The following is a 15,528-nucleotide window of genomic DNA, read 5'->3' on the forward strand; positions in this document are numbered from 1 at the left end:
GATAAGCGATGCAAACAAGGCTCTCAATGATGGATACACGGTTCGGAACGAGCAATACAAGTGATTTTTCTCATGGTAATTGTCTACCTGTCACAGCACTACCTTTTGCAATGAACCATTTTGCTCCCCAGACCAATGGTGGACGTGGTGCGTGGTGGTTCCATCCAGATGATAACACCTTGGAAGGTTTTCGTGTCACACATCAACCCAGTCCTTGGGTGGGAGATTTTTCAACTTTTCTCATGCAACCCGTTTCGGGGAATGATGATGTCAAAACGATTTATCAAGCCAAAACAACCTATCAACAAGAAGGTGCGATTTTTAGACCCGATTGTTTGAGTTTAACAAGCGAACGCTATCAACTTAGGACGACACTTGTTCCCAGTATTTATGGTGCGAAACTAAAGATTTCCTATCAGCAAATCAATCCCAGTTTGCTACTCTATTTGCCGAAGCAAACAGCTTTTGAACAGATAGACAATCAGACAATTTTTGCTAGTCTTAGTAATTTTCAAGACAGTTGTGATGCTCAGTTTACCATGTATTTGGCGCTGACTTTTACCAGTCCAATTCGGGCGGTTAAGCAGTTTGAACATGACCATATTCGGCTAGAGTTTGAAGATGACAGTCAGGAACAAATGATTACGCTTGCAACTTCCTTTATCTCAAAGGAACAAGCCTTGCTCAATCTAGCACGGGAAAGGCAGCAAACTTTTGAAGAAACGCAAGTTCAAGCAACAGCTGCTTGGCTTGATAAGCTTGAACGGATTCAAATTGAGGATGATAAAACAGAACAAGTCGCCATCTTCAAACACTGTCTTTATCGTGCCTTTCTATTTCCAACCCGTTTTTATGAGTTAGATGACAACAAGCAGCCGATTCACTATCAAACGGTCACGCAAACCGTTGAGAAAGGTGTTTACTATACCAATAATGGCTTCTGGGATACCGCTAAAACGGTCTATCCACTTTTTAGTTTGATTGCCCAAGATGATTATTCTGAAATGCTGGAAGGCTTCCTCAATCACTATCGTGAAGTCGGTTATCTGCCCAAATGGTTATCGCCAGATGAACGTGGTATGATGCCGGGGACTTTGATTGATTCGGTCATTACTGATGCTTGTGTCAAGGGGATTCGGCTAGATTTGATGTCGGAATTTTTGACAGCCATGATCAAATCAGCGACTGTTGAAAGTGCTGATGCTAAGTATGGTCGTGAAGGTGTGACAGTCTACCAAACACTCGGCTATGTCCCTAATGATTATCCTGAAAGCGTTAATGCAACGTTAGACTATGCTTATTCTGACTATTGTATTGCCCAAGTTGCCAAATATCTCGGAGAAATAGCGATTTTTGAAGTTTATCAGGCGCGTTCGGAAAACTATCGCAACTGTTTTGATCGTCAAACAGGTTTGATGCGAGGAAAAAATCGGTCAGGTCAGTTCTCAAGTGTTTTTTCACCATTTGCTTGGGGAGGTGCCTATACCGAAGGTTCCGCTTATCAAAATGGTTTTTACGCCGTGCACGATGTGGCAGGTTTGGTCAGTATGTACCCGAGCCCCTCAGCATTTATTGCTAAACTAGATGAACTTCATAATACGCCGCCACATTTTGAAGTCGGTAGCTACGGCACGCAGATTCATGAAATGAGTGAGATGGTGGCGCTTGATTTTGCACAAGTTGCGATTAGTAATCAACCGAGTTTTCATGTGCCTTATCTCTACCATTTTGTCGGTCAGCCTTACAAGGCGCAAGCGGTGCTTAAACAGTTGATGATGAAAGCTTTTCATCAGGGCTCGCAAGCTTTTCCGGGTGATGAGGATAATGGGTCAATGGCTAGCTGGTTCATTTTCAACAGTCTAGGTTTTTATCCATTTTGCCCAGGAAGTGGTGAGTACACGTTAGGTATTCCTCTCTTTTCTAAGGCGACTCTTGCCTTGTCAAATGGTAAACAACTGACACTTAGTGCCAATCAGACAGCAGAACAATATCAATTTGTAAATGAAGTCAAGATAGAAGGTCAGAACAGTTCAAAATTAATCTTAAAACATGAGGATATGATGCAAGGTAAAAGCATTGCAGTCAAATTAGGACTTGTGCCAATGATTAAAGACTATAAATTTGATGATTTACCGACTTCTCTGACTTAAATTTTAAATAGATAGAAAGAAAGATAATGAAAAAATTTCCAGCAAATTTTCTGTGGGGTGCGGCCACATCTGCCCCTCAATCTGAAGGGGCGAGCCGATTAGAGGGGAAGTCAGATAGTACTTGGGATAAGTGGTTTGACCTAGAGCCAGAGCGCTTTAACGATAACCAAGGACCTCAGATTACCTCAGACGTTTATCACCAGTACAAAGAAGACGTGCAACGTATGAAAGCTATTGGGATGAACTCATTTCGGACATCCATTTCGTGGACACGCCTACTTCCTGATGGTAAGCACCTCAATCCTAAAGCTGTTGCGTTTTACCGAGATTATTTTCAAGAACTGAAAATAAATGGGATTGAACCGATTATTAATCTTTTCCATTTTGATATGCCTTGGTGGCTCATGGAAAAAGGTGGGTGGGAATCGCGTGAATCTGTTGATAGCTTTGCCTTTTATGCTAAAACAGCCTTTCAAGAATTTGGCGATTTGGTAGATAAATGGACGACTTTCAACGAACCAATGGTTCATATTGAATGCAGTTATCTTCAAGGCTATCACTATCCCGCTATTCATGATTTTAAAAAAGCAGTACAAGCTGGCTATCACACGTTAATGGCACATATTCAAGCGGTTGCAGCTTTTCGTGAGTTAAATAGAGAAGCTGGGGAAATTGGTATCCTGCTTAATATCTCACCAGCCTATCCTAAAAGTAATGCGCCAGAAGATTTAAAAGCCAAAGAGATTGCGGATAGTCTTAACATTTTTTCATTCTTAGATTCGACAGTTTTAGGTCAAGTTCCCGCTTTGCTAAAAGAAATTCTAACTGATAATCATCTTTTGCCAGAAACAGTTGAGGGAGATATAGCCCTAATTGCAGCCAACACAGTCGATTTTGTGGGCATGAATTATTATCAACCTTTCCGCGTGCAAGCCAAATTAGACGGAAAATATCCAGCAGAAGATCCATCAGATTTATATGCCGGCTATGTTTGGCCTGAGCGTCGAATGAATGAATATAGAGGTTGGGAGATTTATCCAGAAGCCCTATATGATGTTGCCATGCTGATGAAAACGAAGTATCATAACATACCTTGGTTTGTTTCTGAAAATGGGATGGGTGTTGCAGACGAAGCAAGTTTTGCAGACGAAACAGGCATGATTCAAGATGACTATCGCATTGATTTCATGAAAGAACATCTGGTTCAACTCTTGCGAGGGATTGAAGCTGGCAGTAATTGCTTCGGTTATCACGCATGGACATTTGCCGATTGTTGGTCTTGGTTAAATGGCTATCGTAATCGTTATGGTTTTTACAGTATTGATCTAGCAGAGCATCCAAAACGAACAGTCAAAAAATCAGGACTTTGGTTCAAGGCATTGACTGAAAATAATGGGTTTGATGATGATGCGACTGAACAAGGATAAGCTACTGAGGTAAAGTTTAATGGTAAAAAAACGTGAAGATATCGAAGAAAATTTAGAAGCTGAGCAAGAGGCTTATGGTGACTTAACAACAGACCTTCAAGAAAAACTAGAGTGGTTTCAGGATCAAAAAATCGGTGTCATTTTTCACTGGGGTCTTTATGCCGAGGCAGGGATTGTTGAATCTTGGCAATTATCCGAAGAAGATGACTGGGCTAGAAAAAAGGGTGCTTGGCGCGATCAAATTGATGAGCTGAGGCATGATTATTGGGCGTTAGAACAAGCATTTAATCCGACAAAATTTGATGCGACGGAATGGGCTAAAGCCTGTCAAGCAGCTGGTTTTAAATATATGATTTTTACGACCAAGCACCACGATGGCTTTGCCATGTACGACACGCAGTTCAGTGATTACAAACTAACGGGAGGAAATGCTATCTTCCAAAATGATCCGCGGGCAGATGCGTTTGGTCAGGTTGTTTCAGCCTTTCGTGAAGTTGGCTTAGGCATCGGTGCCTATTATTCTAAACCTGATTGGCATTCGTCTTATTACTGGGTCTCTGATGAGCGTCCAAAAGGGCGTTTAGCTTCCTATGATCCAAAAGAAAAGCCAGAAATATGGGCTAAGTTTAATCAGTTTGTCACCAATCAATTGACAGAAATTAGTGAAAAGTACAGTCCATTGGATATCCTTTGGCTAGATGGTGGTTGGGTAAATGCTAGTCACCATGAATATTTAGATATGGATCAGATTGCTCAGAAGGTTAGAAAAGAACAGCCTGATTTGTTGATTGTAGACCGTACGATTGGTGGAAAGTATGAAAATTACGTCACACCAGAAAGAAAAATTCCTGAAATCGCACCAGTCAAGGCATGGGAAAGCAACATACCATTGGCTAAAAATTGGGGTTATGTCCCAAATGATCAGTACAAATCATTTGAGGAAATCCTTGAAAATGTGATTAAAATTGTCTGCATGGGTGGTAATGTGATTTTAGGTGTAGGCCCTAAGCCAGATGGGACCTTACCTGAACCCGCTCTAGACATTATGGCGCAATTAGGAGAATGGTTGTCACAATATGGTCAAGCTATCTACAGTACGCGTCCTATCCAATTTGAACAAGGGTTGGCATTTGACTTTGTTGAAAAGGAAGGCATGGTCTATGGCTTTGCTCTAAGCAGTCAACTCACGCCAAAAGATTTATTAGCCTTATCACAGGTAACATCACAACTTACCTTTTTAAACGATGGCTCAATCCTTGACTTATCGCTTGAAACGACAAAGTGTCCGAAATTTGCTGAACATTATACGGTTGTCAAATTTCAAAAAACAAAATTTTAAGTTAAAGGAAAGACATGAACATATCAAAATTTCAAAAAGATCGATTTGGTTTATTTATTCACTTTGGTGCCTATGCTGTCAATGGGAAATCAGAGTGGTTGAAGAGTCACGAAAAAATGACAGATGACACCTATCAAATTTATATTGATACCTTTTCTCCAGAAAAAAATTGCATGCAAGAATGGGCAAGACTTGCAAAATTAGCAGGGATGAAATATGCTGTTCTGACAACCAAGCATCATGATGGTTTTTGTCTCTTTGACTCTCAGCTAACCGACTACTCAACGCAACATACCTTGAACAGAGATCTTGTCCGTGAATTTGTTGAGGCCTTTCGAGCAGAAGGGATTAAGATTGGCTTTTATTATTCCTTGATTGACTGGCATCATTTTGATTTCCCACACTATGGAGATTTACAACATCCAAGGCGTGAAGCACCTGAAGCGGAGGAGTTTGAACCACAACGTGATTTGAATCGTTACTTAGATGATATGCACGGTCAAATTCGGGAACTACTGACCAATTATGGAAAAATTGACATCATGTGGTATGATTTTTCCTATAATAATCCTGTTGAAACAGGTCTCCCTAACATGAAAGGCGAGACTTGGCGAGCGAGTCAGCTTGTGACCATGATGCATGAATTACAGCCTGATTTGATTTACAATAATCGACTAGGGTCAAATGGAGGAATGTTGGTAGCAACTCCTGAAAGATATGCAGGAGATTTTACATCGCCAGAGCAGATCGTCCCACCTAAGGGGATGATGAATGAGAATGGAGAATTCGTGCCTTGGGAAGCCGCCATTACAATGAACCAAACTTGGGGGTATACCAACAATCCGTTTGCTTATAAAAGCAGTAAGACTTTGATTCATGCTCTTGTTGATGCAGTAAGTAAAAATGGTAATCTCCTTCTTAATGTTGGTCCGGATGCGACAGGGCATTTTCCAGAATTGGCAGTTAGCAGATTAGAAGCGATCGGCCATTGGATGAAAAAAAATGCGATCAGTATCTATGGCTGTCAAGCAGCACCAATCGAAAAACCAGAATGGGGACGGTACACTTATAAAACTGCAACTGAAACTCAAGGGGCAAAACTCTATGCACACATTTATGAAAGAGGTGTTGGTCCGCTCCCGCTCGTTGGCTTAGAAGGAAAATTAAAATCAGCAAAACTGTTGGCTGATGGTACATTGATGAACTTAGAACGACCGTGGCATGTCTCTAAATTTCCTCATGATGCTTTTCTTGATTTGCCTTGGTTTGATAGTCTACCAGATGAGCTAGATACAGTCATCGAATTTGAGTTGTTTGACGGCATTGATTTATCAGAAAATGCCTGAAATAGAGAATATAAGGAGTTAAAAATGTCATTACTTACAATTGATGTTGGTGGTACAAGCGTCAAGCATGCCCTTTTTAGTCAGGGTAAATTAAGTGAAAAAGGAAGTTTTCCAACGCCGAAAACCTTGGCGGATTATTATGCTAAGCTGACTGAATTGGTTGAAAACTATAAGCAACTGACTATGATTTCTGGTGTTGCCATCAGCTCACCAGGAGCAGTTAATCAAGCAACAGGTGTGATTGAAGGTGCGAGTGCCTTACCCTATATCCATCAATTTGATATCAGAAGTGAACTCGAAACTAGATTTGGCTTGCCAGTTTCCTTGGAAAACGATGCGAATTGTGCCGCACTTGCAGAAGTAAAGTTTGGTGCGGCCAAGGGAATGAAAGATGTCATCTTGCTAGTATTGGGAACTGGTGTTGGCGGTGCCATTGTCATAGACGGAAAAATTCGTCATGGCAAACATTTATTTGGGGGCGAATTCGGTTTCATGTTAATGGATGAGCAACATAGTTTTTCAGCCCTTGGCACAGCTATAGGTATGGCGAATCGCTACAAAAAAAGAACAGGAAATGATTTGACGGGGGAAGAGATATTCGAACGCGCTTTTGCTGGCGAAGGGATTGCCAAGGAAGAAATGGCTATTTTTCTGTTCAATGTCGCCAAAGGTATTTTTAATCTAACTTATGCTTTTGACCCAGAGTGTTTGATTATTGGAGGTGGTGTGTCGCAAGCAGATTGGTTAATACCAGAACTTGAAAAAGAGCTTCAAAAAATAGTAGATAGCTCTGGGATTGCACCATTTCTACCTAATATTAAACCTTGCCAATTTAGGAATGATGCCAATCTAATCGGTGCAGCAGTAGATTTTGAACAAACATTTGGCTCAGGTCACTCAGATAAGGTTTGATGAGTGCGAAAATGATTGTCTCTAGCTAAAAGAATTTACTTCAAAAGCAAATTTAGAGAAAGTCATATTTAAAATAGTTGTGAAAAAACTATATATGTATTATAATATCTATATGAAAGCGTTACACTCAACCAATCAAACTGAGTTTCGGCTCCTTGAGATTATGAAAAAAAGATAAAAGTGCGCACGAACTTCGTCTAGCTTATAAAGTGTAACTCCTAGGGAAAAAGAGAGAGACAGAAACCTGCGCTTTGCGCAGAACCTTGTTTTTCCTATTTTCCTAGGGAGCTTACCGCACTTTGCGCCTTTCGTGTTCGCTTATGCCTTTTCCTATTTTTCCTAGTCTCAAAGCAGCCGCCTCAACATCTTAAAGGAGATTATCATGACGTTAACAGATACTTACACACTCAACAACGGCGAAAAAATTCCAGTTGTTGGTTTCGGAACTTGGCAAACACCTGACGGTGATGTCGCTGAAAAATCAGTCATTGAAGCCCTTAAAGCAGGCTACCGTCATATTGACACAGCAGCTGTTTATAAAAACGAAGCCTCAGTAGGTCGTGGCATTGCAAATTCAGGATTCGCACGTGAAGACATCTATGTGACAACAAAAGTTTGGAATGATAAAACGACTTATGAAGAAACCTTGGCAGCCATTGATGAAAGCCTTGCTAAGCTTGGTTTAGACTATGTTGATTTGTTCCTAATCCATTGGCCAAATCCTGCACCAATCCGAGAAACAATCGGCTATGAAAAAAGAAATGCAGAAGTTTGGCGTGCCTTGGAAGCTGGCGTTGCAGCAGGCAAAATCAAGTCTATTGGTGTCTCAAATTTCCGACCACACCATATTGATGCACTTCTGAAAACAGCAAAAATCGCACCAGTCGTCAACCAACTTTACGTGAACCCAAGTGACCAGCAAGAAGAAGTTGTCGCTTACAACAAAGCGCACAACATCTTGACACAGGCCTACTCACCACTCGGAACAGGCGAAGTACTGACAGTACCAGCCTTGGTCGAAATCGCTGAAAAACATGGTAAATCACCAGCGCAAGTCGCACTGAAATGGTCACTACAAAAAGGTTACCTACCCTTACCAAAATCAGTGACACCAACCCGTATCATTGAAAATGGTGAATTGTTTGACTTCGAATTATCGGTTGAAGATATCGCAACGATTGATACCCTCCACGGTGCCACACGCATGACGAGTGACCCGGATCAAACAAACTTCTAAAATGAGATTGGAAAAAATACCATTGAAAAAGATGGTGTTTTTTTATAGTCACTAGAAAATGAAATAATAAGTTTTCTAATGTTATACAATTGAAATAAAAAAAGAATGGCAGCGCTTTCTTTTTTGTGATATAATTGGGCTAACATATATCGAGGGAAAATTAAAAAATTGAAAGGATGGTTTTTATGATGAAAACCAAAGATTTTTCTTTACGTTCCTCTTATTTTATTGGAGAAAACAAGCGCAAATGGCAACTGTTTTTTGTGATAGCCAGTTTGCTGATAGGAATCGCATGGCTACCGACGATACATGTCAAGGCAGATGTTGTCGTTCAGGGAACAACTCTAACAGATGCAACATATGCTGACCTAGTTCGGAGATTGCCAGAGGGCTATCAAATCGTTTCAAATGAAAGGTATGAAGCGCTTAGTAGGCAGCGAGCAGTTACAGGCTTTTTTCACAAAGATCATATTCAAAATTATGGTTGGTTAGATGCAGCTAATCATAAGCAATATTATGCAGGGACTGTGGGAAAGAGTTTGAGACTTGAAGCACTTCAATTGGCGTTTAGTAATATGGGTACCAGTATTTCGTATCGGTCACATGTGCAAAATATCGGTTGGCAGTCTTGGGTTTCAAACGGGGCTACTACGGGTACCACTGGTCAAGGATTTAGAATTGAAGCGTTTCAACTATACACTTCTGGAAGATTTGGTATCTATTATCAAGGACATATGCAAGGAATTGGTTGGGGAGACTGGATTAGTAGTTCTGAGACCACATTATTTGGTAGTTATATCGGAACAACAGGTCAGTCGAGACGTTTAGAAGCCATTGATTTTATATTATATGAACAAATGTTTTAAACGAAGGAGGCAAAAATATGAAAGGGAAAGTGACCATATCAGTAATTGCAATGGCTTTCTTGGTGGGTATTGGCTTAAAATTGTCAACTGTGGTGGCAGAAGACGCAGTCAGTGAGGAGAAAGTCGATCCTGTAGTTGAAGTCGAAAAAGTAGAAGAAGGAGAAGATTTCAAATTATTCTGGGATACACCTACAATACCAAGACCAGAGGAATTAGTAGAAGAAAAGCCTCCCTTGACACAAGAAGAATACGACGACCTAATCAGAAGGCTGCCAAAAGGTGCTAGACTTGTTGGTGATATCAAGGTAATGCCTGGTGTTGTAAAAGATCCAACAAAAGAAACACCCATGCCAGATTAAGGGTTTTGTTTAAAAAATGCAACTATGCCCTCTGTTTTAAGAGAGTTTTACCCTCTTTTTGAAGAGAGTTTAAAACTTGAAAATCTATCAGAATTTGTTATAATAAAATAGAACTCAAGGGAGTAGCAAGCAGTTTTCTGCGCAACTATCGTCATTACGGTCGTGTTTCGACTCGGTAGTTGCTTAATATGCGAGACTTGTAGCTGTTGCTACTGGTCTCTTTTTCATTTTTATGAGCTTGTTTTGCATTTGCATAAAATATTATCTTGAGACCGGAGTTATTGTTCAGAATCAGCTTAGCTGAAAACTAAATAAGGAGACTACATTGTCAGAAAAAAAACACTACACGCAATCCCCAGAAGAGGTCTTGTCAGACTTGGCAACGACCAAAAAGGGTTTGACATCAACTGAAGCTCAAGAACGTCTTGCCAAATATGGTAAGAATGAATTAGATGCCGGCGAGAAAAAAACATTACTCGCTAAATTTTTAGAGCAATTCAAAGATTTGATGATTATCATCTTGATTATCGCAGCGATTTTATCTGTGGTGACAAGTGGTGGTGAAGATATCAGTGACGCCATCATCATCATGGCAGTTGTTATCATCAATGCTGTTTTCGGTGTCTACCAAGAGGGCAAAGCGGAAGCCGCAATTGATGCCCTGAAATCCATGTCAACACCATCGGCGCGTGTCCGTCGTGATGGTCACGTTGAGGAAATTTCATCAGACTTGCTCGTGCCCGGCGATGTGGTATCACTTGAAGCAGGGGACGTTGTGCCTGCAGATATGCGGTTGCTCGAAGTCAATTCCCTCAAAATCGAAGAAGCAGCTTTGACTGGCGAATCTGTCCCAGTCGAAAAAGATTTGGCTGTTGCCGTTGCTGCGGATGCTGGTATCGGCGACCGTGTCAACATGGCCTACCAAAATTCAAACGTGACTTACGGTCGTGGTTTGGGCGTTATCGTCGCAACAGGGATGACAACAGAAGTTGGTAAAATCGCCTCAATGCTGCAAAATGCTGAGGAAACAGATACACCACTCAAACAAAACCTTAACAACTTGTCGAAAATTTTGACTTATGCAATTCTCTTGATTGCAGCAGTGACATTTGTGATTGGTGTCTTTGTTCAAGGACATCCACCACTTGAAGAGTTGATGACATCAGTAGCCCTTGCGGTTGCAGCGATTCCAGAAGGATTGCCAGCAATTGTGACGATCGTCCTTGCGCTTGGTACACAAGTCTTATCTAAGAAAAATGCGATTGTCCGCAAGTTACCAGCGGTTGAGACGCTTGGTTCGACTGAAATTATCGCGTCTGACAAAACTGGTACATTAACCATGAACCAGATGACAGTCGAGAAAGTTTACACAAACGGTCAATTACAAGATGCAACTGATGAGATTTCATTCGATGATATGACACTTCGCATCATGAACTTTGCCAACGATACTAAGATTTCCCAAGACGGCAAACTCATCGGTGACCCGACAGAGACGGCACTCGTCCAATACGGGATTGATCATAATTATGACCTACGCAATGTGCTCAAAGCTGAGCCGCGTGTAGCAGAGTTACCGTTTGATTCTGACCGTAAACTCATGAGTACCGTCCACAAAATCACGGATGAAGAGTTTCTCGTTGCTGTCAAAGGCGCACCAGACCAGCTCCTCACACGGATTAGCAAGAAAGTTGTTGATGGGCAAGTCGTTGCCATGACACAGGCTGACCGTGATGAGATTCTGACGCTTAATAAATCACTTGCAAAACAAGCCCTTCGGGTCTTAATGATGGCTTATAAATATGAGTCTGCCGTGCCTGAGCTTGAAAGTGAAACCCTTGAAAATGACTTGATTTTCGCTGGTTTGATCGGTATGATCGACCCAGAGCGTAAGGAAGCTGCTGAAGCCGTGCGCGTTGCCAAAGAAGCGGGCATTCGTCCGATTATGATTACCGGCGACCACCAAGATACAGCCGAAGCCATTGCTAAACGTCTGGGCATCATCGACGAAGGCGATACAGAAGACCACGTCTTCACTGGTGCTGAGTTGAACGAGCTCAGCGATGAAGACTTCCAAAAAGTGGTGACCCAGTACAGCGTTTATGCGCGCGTGTCGCCAGAGCATAAGGTTCGTATCGTGAAAGCATGGCAGAACGAAGGTAAAGTCGTTGCCATGACCGGCGACGGTGTCAACGATGCTCCCGCTCTTAAAACGGCGGATATCGGAATTGGTATGGGGATTACCGGAACAGAAGTGTCTAAAGGCGCGTCTGACATGGTGCTTGCCGATGACAACTTTGCGACGATTATCGTTGCCGTTGAAGAAGGTCGTAAAGTCTTCTCAAATATCCAAAAAACGATTCAGTACTTGCTTTCTGCCAATACTGCCGAAGTTTTGACCATCTTCCTTGCCACTTTATTTGGTTGGGATGTTTTACAGCCAGTACACTTGCTCTGGATCAACCTTGTAACCGATACTTTCCCAGCGATTGCGCTCGGTGTTGAGCCAACTGAACCGGGGATTATGACCCACAAACCACGTGGTCGTAAAGCCAGCTTCTTCTCAGGTGGTGTCTTGTTTGCGACAATCTATCAAGGACTTTTGCAAGCAGCACTTGTCCTCGGTGTTTATGGTGCAGCGATTACATGGCCAGTCCACACAGGTTCTGAAATGCACGCGGATGCCTTGACCATGGCCTTTGCAACACTTGGTCTAATCCAATTGTTCCATGCCTTTAATGCCAAATCAGTTTACCAATCTATCCTGACAGTCGGACCATTCCGTAGCAAGACCTTCAACTGGTCGATTATTGTGTCATTTATCTTGCTCGGAGTGACCATCGTCGTGCCAGGTTTCAATGACATCTTCCATGTTTCGCATCTAGATGCTTACCAATGGGCAATTGTCCTTGGCGCATCATTTGCCATGATTATCATCGTTGAGATTTTCAAAGCTGTTCAACGTGCAATGGGGTTAGATAAGAAATAATGTGAATGAAAATGCCTTGTCAGTATCAAATTGATAAGGCATTTTTCGTGTCAAAAATATTTTTAAACTTTTATGTAACCATTTCAGTTTTCATTCGTTATATAAGTGAAAGCGAGTTTCAGTGATTTGACATAGAGATAATTTATCCGCGCGGAATTGTGTGTCAAAGCAGTCGCTTCAACATCATAATAGAGGGAGAAAAGTGTGAATATCAGCAAATATGAGCAGATTCTGATGACCTACGCGTCGGAAATTCAGCGCTATTTGATTAAAACAGGGGCGAATCCCGCAGATGCACAGGACATTGTGCAAGATGTGCTAGTTAAGCTAATTCAGGCTGATATTGTACTGGCTCCCGATGCGTTACGGCCGTGGTTTTATCGTGTGGCGCTGAGTCGATTTTATGACCTCTATCGCCGAGAAAAGCGGTATCAAGCCTTGCTATCTGAGCATTTTTATCTGATTTATGGCAATGGTGAACAGGACATTGATCGAAATGAAGATAAAAAATGGCAGTTAGATGAAGCATTACAAGCATTGGATGATTATCAGCTTTCCCTTATTAATATTTACTATGAAGATGATAAGTCGGTTAAGGAGATTGCCAAGATTTATCAGATTTCGGAGGCGAAAGTCAAGACCGACTTATATCGAACACGTCAAAAATTGAAACAAGAAATGGAGAAATAGCATCATGAAACTAAATGAAAACTTTGACAAGTTGATTAAAAAAGAAAAACGGAAAAAAGTGCTGAAAACGATTGGCATTTCACTTGCGACGACGCTGGTGGTGGTAGCGGTTGGTACTGTGGCTATTAATAAACGCATGGCGTCGCAAGGGAAAAAAGTGCGGGAGACGATGGATATTGTGACTATGATTCAAGCGCCTAATATCGAGTCTTTTTCAAAGTCTTATCGCACTAAAAAAAGCATGAGCGCTCAGATGGTCAGTGAACGGTTTAAAAATATCGATGGTTATAAAATTGTCACAGCACCTATTGAGGTTCAAATTGATTTATTTGAGATAAATGGCAATCTCAACTCACTGCAAACAACTCCGACTTCCAAGGAACTGACGACTGCGATTAATCGCAAAACGGGTCAGAAAGTGCCTTTGTTTTTCAATCCTGATTTCGACCCTAAATATGATGGAAATGATGTTATTTTTGATAAGGAGAGCACACATGAAGCTAAGACTTTATCTGAGTTGACAAACCATGTTGCAGAAGTTGCAGTGAGCTTTAACGAACCGATGACTTATCAAGAAATTCAAGCATCTATTCCTAAAGATTTGGTAATCAATTGGTACTGGATTGGTACAAATGCTAATAAATTCTCGACGTTAGATTTAATGGATCTAGCGATTGGTCTCAATGCTGATACCGAAGGGAAGTTGTCAGATGAGGCTTTGAAGACGAAAGAAACAGAAGAATGGTATCCCTCTAGCTATCCGTCCTTTGTCGCTGCTGTCAAAAAAGCTGCGGGCACGGAAAGCCTAATGGCTAGTGATGGCTGGGACATCTACCAAGACGCCCTCAAACAAGTCAAAAAATATCCGACCTTAGACAAAGCAAAATTTGCAGGTGTAATTGTCAGTGGGCGGACGGAAAATCTGGCGAAATTAGATGACTTACCTTTTGTTTATGCAACAAATGTTGGGGTGGAAACTGAAATTTTGCCTTATATGCAACCAATAAAATGAATGAAAAGCCTTTGTCTAAGAAACAGAGGCCTTTTTATTGGTCGGTTTAAGCCTTGCTAGGTAGACACCGATTAAGGTGATGAAAATAGCAAGACATTCAGAGGTCGTCAAATTTTCATGAAAAATGATGAAGGAATAGAGTGCGGCAATAACAGGTTGAGACAATGTGATGACAGATGAAATGGTAGCATTGACTTTGCCTAGGCAGAAAGAGAGGAGACCTTGCCCTAGTATTTGCGAGACAAGCGCAAGCCCTATTAGAGGGAATAAATCGGACATTGATTTTGGGAAATAGAAACCCTCTGTGATGAAAATTGCGATTGCCAAGGTGGCTAAACTACCAACACTACTGACTAACATAATCACATTACTGCTAACAGTATCTCTCAAACGATAAACCGTTAAAATAAAACCAGCATAGAAAAATGAGGTGATGAGACTGAGTAGATCGCCTTTTATACTTAAAGAGGATAGATTGATTGAGATTTTACTTGACATCAGTAAACAGACACCTAAGAGCGTGATACTTGCGCCCAGAATGAAATTTTTATTGATTTTTTCTTTGAATAGAAAATAAGAAACAGGAATAACTGTAAATGGTGTTAAATTAGCAAGAAGATTAGCATTTGCAACGGTTGTATAGTGAAAAGAAATATTCCAAAAGGTTAAGTCTAGGGCTAAAAATACACCAGCAGCAAACATCGTCAATACTTGGCGTCTCGTTAATTTTTTCAACTGTTTGTTACTCAATGGTAAGAGAATAGGGATTGAAAAGAGTATTCGATAGAAACCAGTATTGATTGGTGGGAGTGAGCTTAGTTTAACAAATATACCACCAGTTGCTAAAAAGCAGACAGCTAAAAAGATGAGTAGGATGTATTTTGTTTGATTTTGGCGTTGTTGCATGCTTGTTGTCCTCTTTTCTGCATTGACACTTGTTAAGTGGTTTACTATAATGATAGTAAATATCTGGTAGGTTTAAAAGTGCCAGAATATAATTATTTTACAGAGCCAGTTTGAGAGGATAAGATGATAATATTAGATAAAGAAAGTCAAGAAACGCTCTATCAACAGCACGGTCGTTTCATAAATTAGTCTTGAAAAATTAACCAAAAGTGCTACACTGCCATTAGGAGAACAATATGACACTACAAGAAAAATTTATGATTATAGAAGATTCACGAGATGAAAGATACGTTAA

Annotated in this window: 12 protein-coding genes; 11 read left to right on the plus strand and 1 reads right to left on the minus strand. The window is 41.0% G+C overall.

Annotated elements, in window-relative coordinates; genetic code table 11:
* The first annotated feature begins 8 nt into the window (after positions 1–8).
* The 11 genes from ACYQ21_RS06275 to ACYQ21_RS06325 all read left to right on the plus strand — a co-directional run bounded on the left by ACYQ21_RS06275 (position 9) and on the right by ACYQ21_RS06325 (position 14,327).
* The gene (locus ACYQ21_RS06275) at positions 9–2,150 is read left to right on the plus strand and encodes a GH92 family glycosyl hydrolase (protein ID WP_460056522.1); all 2,142 of its coding nucleotides are present in this window, start codon (positions 9–11) and stop codon (positions 2,148–2,150) included.
* 26 nt (positions 2,151–2,176) lie between these two features.
* Positions 2,177–3,577: a glycoside hydrolase family 1 protein gene (locus tag ACYQ21_RS06280; RefSeq protein ID WP_460056525.1), complete on the plus strand. Its 1,401-nt coding sequence runs from the start codon at positions 2,177–2,179 to the stop codon at positions 3,575–3,577.
* A gap of 19 nt (positions 3,578–3,596) precedes the next feature.
* Positions 3,597–4,916 carry an alpha-L-fucosidase gene (locus tag ACYQ21_RS06285; RefSeq protein WP_460056527.1) on the plus strand — a complete coding sequence of 440 codons (1,320 nt, stop codon included), beginning with the start codon at positions 3,597–3,599 and terminating at the stop codon, positions 4,914–4,916.
* 14 nt (positions 4,917–4,930) lie between these two features.
* Positions 4,931–6,262, plus strand: a complete 1,332-nt coding sequence (locus ACYQ21_RS06290) for an alpha-L-fucosidase (protein WP_460056529.1) — start codon at positions 4,931–4,933, stop codon at positions 6,260–6,262.
* Positions 6,263–6,286: 24 nt separating this feature from the next.
* Positions 6,287–7,174 (plus strand): ROK family protein, encoded by an 888-nt coding sequence (locus tag ACYQ21_RS06295; protein WP_460056531.1) that lies wholly within the window; start codon positions 6,287–6,289, stop codon positions 7,172–7,174.
* Between the two features lie 382 nt (positions 7,175–7,556).
* Positions 7,557–8,411: an aldo/keto reductase gene (locus tag ACYQ21_RS06300; RefSeq protein ID WP_460056533.1), complete on the plus strand. Its 855-nt coding sequence runs from the start codon at positions 7,557–7,559 to the stop codon at positions 8,409–8,411.
* Positions 8,412–8,596: 185 nt separating this feature from the next.
* Positions 8,597–9,277, plus strand: a complete 681-nt coding sequence (locus ACYQ21_RS06305; RefSeq protein WP_460056536.1) for a hypothetical protein — start codon at positions 8,597–8,599, stop codon at positions 9,275–9,277.
* Positions 9,278–9,294: 17 nt separating this feature from the next.
* On the plus strand, positions 9,295–9,636 hold the full coding sequence (locus ACYQ21_RS06310; protein WP_460056538.1) for a hypothetical protein: 342 nt from the start codon (positions 9,295–9,297) through the stop codon (positions 9,634–9,636).
* Positions 9,637–9,961: 325 nt separating this feature from the next.
* Positions 9,962–12,625 (plus strand): cation-translocating P-type ATPase, encoded by a 2,664-nt coding sequence (locus ACYQ21_RS06315; RefSeq protein WP_460056540.1) that lies wholly within the window; start codon positions 9,962–9,964, stop codon positions 12,623–12,625.
* A 204-nt stretch (positions 12,626–12,829) separates the two neighbouring features.
* Entirely contained in the window at positions 12,830–13,315 is a 486-nt protein-coding gene (locus ACYQ21_RS06320; protein WP_460056543.1) for an RNA polymerase sigma factor, read from the plus strand.
* A 4-nt stretch (positions 13,316–13,319) separates the two neighbouring features.
* The gene (locus tag ACYQ21_RS06325; RefSeq protein ID WP_460056546.1) at positions 13,320–14,327 is read left to right on the plus strand and encodes an anti sigma factor C-terminal domain-containing protein; all 1,008 of its coding nucleotides are present in this window, start codon (positions 13,320–13,322) and stop codon (positions 14,325–14,327) included.
* Positions 14,328–14,342: 15 nt separating this feature from the next.
* Here ACYQ21_RS06325 and ACYQ21_RS06330 read toward each other — a convergent pair whose 3' ends face one another.
* Positions 14,343–15,233 carry a DMT family transporter gene (locus ACYQ21_RS06330; protein WP_460056548.1) on the minus strand — a complete coding sequence of 297 codons (891 nt, stop codon included), beginning with the start codon at positions 15,231–15,233 and terminating at the stop codon, positions 14,343–14,345.
* Positions 15,234–15,528 lie beyond the last annotated feature (295 nt).

The organism is Pseudolactococcus yaeyamensis (assembly GCF_054658615.1).

Excerpts from the sequence above, each read along its gene's own strand:
- ACYQ21_RS06275 (WP_460056522.1), top strand. The coding sequence starts at position 9 with ATGCAAACAAGGCTCTCAATGATGGATACACGGTTCGGAACGAGCAAT.
- ACYQ21_RS06280 (WP_460056525.1), top strand. The coding sequence starts at position 2,177 with ATGAAAAAATTTCCAGCAAATTTTCTGTGGGGTGCGGCCACATCTGCC.
- ACYQ21_RS06285 (WP_460056527.1), top strand. The coding sequence starts at position 3,597 with ATGGTAAAAAAACGTGAAGATATCGAAGAAAATTTAGAAGCTGAGCAA.
- ACYQ21_RS06290 (WP_460056529.1), top strand. The coding sequence starts at position 4,931 with ATGAACATATCAAAATTTCAAAAAGATCGATTTGGTTTATTTATTCAC.
- ACYQ21_RS06295 (WP_460056531.1), top strand. The coding sequence starts at position 6,287 with ATGTCATTACTTACAATTGATGTTGGTGGTACAAGCGTCAAGCATGCC.
- ACYQ21_RS06300 (WP_460056533.1), top strand. The coding sequence starts at position 7,557 with ATGACGTTAACAGATACTTACACACTCAACAACGGCGAAAAAATTCCA.
- ACYQ21_RS06305 (WP_460056536.1), top strand. The coding sequence starts at position 8,597 with ATGATGAAAACCAAAGATTTTTCTTTACGTTCCTCTTATTTTATTGGA.
- ACYQ21_RS06310 (WP_460056538.1), top strand. The coding sequence starts at position 9,295 with ATGAAAGGGAAAGTGACCATATCAGTAATTGCAATGGCTTTCTTGGTG.
- ACYQ21_RS06325 (WP_460056546.1), top strand. The coding sequence starts at position 13,320 with ATGAAACTAAATGAAAACTTTGACAAGTTGATTAAAAAAGAAAAACGG.
- ACYQ21_RS06330 (WP_460056548.1), bottom strand. The coding sequence starts at position 15,233 with ATGCAACAACGCCAAAATCAAACAAAATACATCCTACTCATCTTTTTA.